The following is a 3,948-nucleotide window of genomic DNA, read 5'->3' as shown; positions in this document are numbered from 1 at the left end:
CCCGCCCTGCACGTTGACGACATCGTAGCCGAGCGCCTGCAAGTATTGACATGCCCGGCCGCTGCGTCCGCCGCTGCGGCAGATCAGCAGAAGCGGTCCTTCCCCGTCAAGCTCGCCGAGGCTGTCCGGCAGGCGGGAGAGCGCGACATGCCGCGCCTGCGGAATATGTCCCGCTTCCCATTCGTCGTCCTCGCGCACATCGAACAGGCGCGGGGTTTCCCCCGTCTCCAGCAGATGCTGCAGTTCCTCCGTCGTGATCTCAGCGCTCATTCCGCTGTTCCCCTTCCAGTCTCGCTTGAATTTTGTCCTTGTAGTCGGCATAGGCCTGCAGGTGGTCCCATCCTCTCGACCCCGTGAGCGACTGCAGCCGCAGCCGCTTGGCGGAGAGCTCCTTCTGCAGGCTCGTCCGCTCCTCGTCGCTGCCGCACATCGCAAGCAGACTGCCGAGTGTCGCGATATCCTTGTTCAGCTGCACCTCTTCGGGCACGATGCCGGCATTTTTCAACATCCGATAGGCAGCTCGGAGCTCTTCCGGAACGTGGGAGAGGTCATCCAGGTCGAGAGGCTTGCCTAGCCCCTTGAGGTCGTCGAATTCGCCGTCCTTGATGGCGAGCTTGATCTTCTCGTCGGCCAGCCAGTGCAGGAAGCTCATCAGATCCTGACGGCCGTTCCGCTGCAGGTGACCATCAGCATGCCGTCGCGGACGACTTCGTAGTCGAGATCGACGCCTACGATGGCGTTGGCTCCGAGCCTCGCCGCCTGCTGGCGCATCTCCTCGATGGCGATGTCTCGCGCCTGCTTCAGCTTGCCCTCGTAGGCGCCGGAGCGCCCTCCCACGACATCGGTGATGGATGCGAGAAAATCCCGGACTACGTTCGCTCCCATGATGGCTTCTCCATTTACGATTCCGGTATATTCTTGAATCGGTCTTCCTTCAATCGTCGGTGTCGTCGTGATCAGCATATCGTCATCCCCTTATTCGGAATTAGGTGCTGCAAGCGGGCTCATAAGCCGGTCTCTTCCCATTTTACCCCTGCGAGGACGCCGCCGGCAACCGTTACCGACACCCTGACGGCTGCGGGCAGGCCGGGACGAGGCTGCAGGACGAGCTTGAAGCGGTACTCCTCCAGCTCCCCTCCCCGCTCGAAATGGCCTTCATACCGGTAGTCGGCAATGCCGGCGGCGTACTTCTCCCTGGTGCGCTCGACGGCCAGCCTGCCCCAGCGGGCATAAGCCGGCGGCGAATGGGAAGGCGTCAGCACGCCGGCAATTACGGCCGCAGACGGCGGCAGGACGAAGGGATGCTCCTCCCTGGACGTCCCCTGGGATCGGGGGCATGCCGTCCCCTCTCCCGCCGCCGGCATCCAGGCCAGCGCTAGAATCGAGGAAGCAAGGAGCAGCCGCGAGCCTGTCCGCTTCTGCTTATGTCGATCTCTTCGATTTCCCATGCATGTGTTTCCTCCTTATGCGTCCGATGGAAAGCTCCTCCGTTAGTGTCGCCGCCGCCTGCATGCGATATCCAAAAAAAAAGAATCCTGCCCATGGAAGGCAGGATTCGGGAGAAGCTTTATTCGGCCGCCGTCTCCAGCGAGCCGCTGCGCTGGCGCTTGGCGCGCCTGCGGTTCAGGAACTCGTAGACGACTGGAACGATGATCAGCGTCAGCAGCGTGGAGCTTGTCAGGCCGCCGATGACGGTGACGCCGAGCCCTTTGGAGATCAGCGCGCCGGATTCGAAGCCGAACGCCAGCGGCAGCAATGCTCCGACCGTAGCGATAGCGGTCATCAGAATCGGACGCAGCCTTGTTCCGCCTGCTTCAAGCAGCGCGTCGCGCACGCTCATTCCTTCGCGTTCCATATGGATGACGCGGTCGATCAGCACGATCGCATTGGTGACGACGATGCCGATCAGCATGAGCATGCCGATCAGCGCCGTGACGCTGATCGTTTCCTTGGCGACGAGCAGTCCCACCAAGGCGCCGATGACGGTGAACGGAAGCGAGAACAGAATCGTCAGCGGCGTCAGCGCGCCGCCGAATGTAATGACGAGGACGAGGTAGACGACGGCGACCGCAACGGCGATCGCAAGTCCGAGCTGCTTGAAGGATTCTCCGATGTCCTCGGTGACTCCGCCCATCTCGACGTCGACATTGGAAGGAAGCTTGAGCTCGTCGATGACCTTCTGCACATCCTTGGAAGCTTTGCTGATGTCGGATGAGGTGACATCGGCGGTGACGCTGGCGTAGATGCGGTCGCCTTTGCGGGTGACCGTATTCGGCGTGGTGCCTTCCTCGATCGTCGCGACGTCGCCGAGCCTGACGGCGCCTCCCAGCGGAGTCGGAATCAAGGCGTTTTCAAGCGCTGCTTTGTCCGCATAGGATTTGACCTCGGTTTTGACATGCACGTCGAGCTTCTCGCCATCCTTCTCGATGGTCGTCAAGACCGGCTGCTCGCGCACCGGACTGAGCGCCATCGCAAGCTGGCCGGCGGACAGGCCGTGCTGGCTCAGCTTCTTGGTATCGGCTGCGATGCGGTACTGCTCATACGTTTTCGATAGGCTCGTGTCCACGTTCGACAGGTTGGCGACCGACTTCAGCTTGTCGCTGATCTCGGTGACGACCGGCTCCAGCTCCTTCATGTCCGGTCCGTAGGCCGTGACCGTCAGGCTGCTGCCCCCGAGGCCGCCGCCTCCGAAGTCCTGCTGCTTCCACTCGCCTTTGCTCGTGTTTTTCTGCAGCAGCTCGACGACGGCTTTCTTTTCGTCCTCAAAATGCTTGAAGTCGCTGTTGTAGCGGATATTGAACAGCGCCTGCTTGGAAGCGCCCGGGCTGAACGGGTTGCTGCCGCCGATGGAATATTGGACGATCTCGACGCCTTTGCGGCCCATGATCTCCTTCTCCGCTGCCGTCGCGTACCCTTCCACATCCTCGGCCGTTTCTCCCGGAGCCGGATTGTAGGTAACGATCATGGAGTTGTCGCCGCCGCTCGAGATGAAGCTGACTCCGATAAGGGGCGTCAGGAACAAGCTGCCTACGAGAAGCAATACGGCAGCGCCGAACGACAGTCCTTTATGGTCCAGGCACCAGCGCAGGACACGCTTGTATCCGTTGGCCAGACGGCTCGGCTTGTCCTCATGCTTCGTGCCCTTGAGTCCATTGCGGAACATCATATGGGCCAGCATCGGAACGACGGTCACCGCGACGACCAGAGACGCGAGCAGAGAGAATACCATCGTAAGAGCGAACGGCAGGAAAATTTCGCCGATCATGCCCGATACGAATCCTAGCGGAAGGAAAACGGCGATCGTCACGATCGTGGACGCTGCGATCGGGACGAACATTTCCCGGGTCGCTGAGATGATCAGCTCCCGGCCGGTCAGCTTCTCGCTGGACATCGCCATCCGCCGGTATATGTTTTCGATGACGACGATGGAATCGTCCACGACCCGCCCGATCGCCACGGTCATGGCGCCGAGAGTCATGATGTTCAGCGTGATGTCGAACTCCTGCAGCACGAGCACGGCGATCAGCAGCGACAGCGGGATCGAGACGACCGAGATGATCGTCGAACGGATGTCGCGCAGGAAGAGCAGAATGATGAGGATCGCGAATGCCGCGCCGAGAATGGCTTTCGTGAGCATCGTCTCCACCGAGTCCTTGATCGGCTTGCCCTGGTCGAGCGTTACCGTGGACGTGATTCCGTCGTATTTGGCCGTCAGCTCATCCATCTTGGATTTGACGGCATCCGTGACGTCGACCGTATTGGCATCGGCCGCTTTGACGATGGACACCCCGATGCTGTCCTTGCCGTTCGTCCGGGAAATGGAGTCGGCCTTGCCCGTAACGGCGACGTCGGCCACCTGGCTCAGCTTGACGGTCGGCAGCGTGATGCCGCCCGCCGCAGCCGCTCCGCCTTGGGAAGCTCCGGCGCCTAGGTCCGGTACGGCTTGGC

General features: G+C 61.4%; 5 protein-coding genes. All 5 read right to left on the bottom strand.

What is annotated here, in order from left to right; all coding sequences use genetic code 11:
• A partial coding sequence (locus BN871_RS25670) for a rhodanese-like domain-containing protein (protein WP_048749982.1) occupies positions 1-270 on the bottom strand: 270 nt, incomplete at its 3' end.
• Positions 260-652, bottom strand: a complete 393-nt coding sequence (locus tag BN871_RS25665) for a DnaJ family domain-containing protein (RefSeq protein ID WP_048749978.1) — start codon at positions 650-652, stop codon at positions 260-262. The genes BN871_RS25670 and BN871_RS25665, both read right to left, overlap by 11 nt.
• Positions 652-963 carry a YbjQ family protein gene (locus BN871_RS25660; RefSeq protein ID WP_021880052.1) on the bottom strand — a complete coding sequence of 104 codons (312 nt, stop codon included), beginning with the start codon at positions 961-963 and terminating at the stop codon, positions 652-654. Before BN871_RS25660 ends, BN871_RS25665 begins: the two co-directional genes overlap by 1 nt.
• Positions 964-1,004: 41 nt before the next feature.
• Entirely contained in the window at positions 1,005-1,448 is a 444-nt protein-coding gene (locus BN871_RS25655; RefSeq protein WP_021880051.1) for a DUF3889 domain-containing protein, read from the bottom strand.
• A gap of 119 nt (positions 1,449-1,567) precedes the next feature.
• Positions 1,568-3,948 (bottom strand): efflux RND transporter permease subunit (locus BN871_RS25650; protein WP_048749975.1); only part of this gene is annotated, 2,381 nt, incomplete at its 5' end.

Origin of the sequence: Paenibacillus sp. P22 (genome assembly GCF_000469945.2) — a bacterium.
Lineage (GTDB): Bacteria > Bacillota > Bacilli > Paenibacillales > Paenibacillaceae > Paenibacillus_O > Paenibacillus_O humicus.
This window is presented reverse-complemented; position numbering and strand designations above follow the sequence as displayed.